Below are 348 nucleotides of genomic sequence, written 5' to 3' on the forward strand. Positions count from 1 at the left end.
GCCCTTGTCGAAGCGCATGCCCTCGGTGAGCTCGAGCTCGAGGCCGAAGGTGTTGCTCTCCTCGACGGTGATGACGCCTTCCTTGCCGACCTTGTCCATCGCCTCGGCGATGAGCGAGCCGATCTCGGGGTCGGCGGCGGAGATGGAGGCCGTGGAAGCGATCTGCTCCTTGGTCTCCACATCCTTGGCGAGCTTGGAGAGCTCCTCGCTGACGCGCTCGACGGCGGCCTCGATGCCCTTCTTCAGGGCCATCGGGTTGGCGCCGGCGGCCACGTTGCGCAGACCCTCACGCACGAGCGCCTGGGCAAGCACGGTGGCGGTGGTGGTGCCGTCGCCCGCGACGTCGTC

1 protein-coding gene is annotated in these 348 nt (G+C 68.4%); it reads right to left on the bottom strand.

Annotated features, from left to right (window positions below; translation table 11 throughout):
* Nucleotides 1-348 (bottom strand): TCP-1/cpn60 chaperonin family protein (locus V5E28_RS49270; RefSeq protein WP_336217224.1); only part of this gene is annotated, 348 nt, incomplete at both ends.

The organism is Nonomuraea sp. LPB2021202275-12-8, assembly GCF_037044575.1.
Taxonomy (GTDB): Bacteria; Actinomycetota; Actinomycetes; order Streptosporangiales; family Streptosporangiaceae; genus Nonomuraea.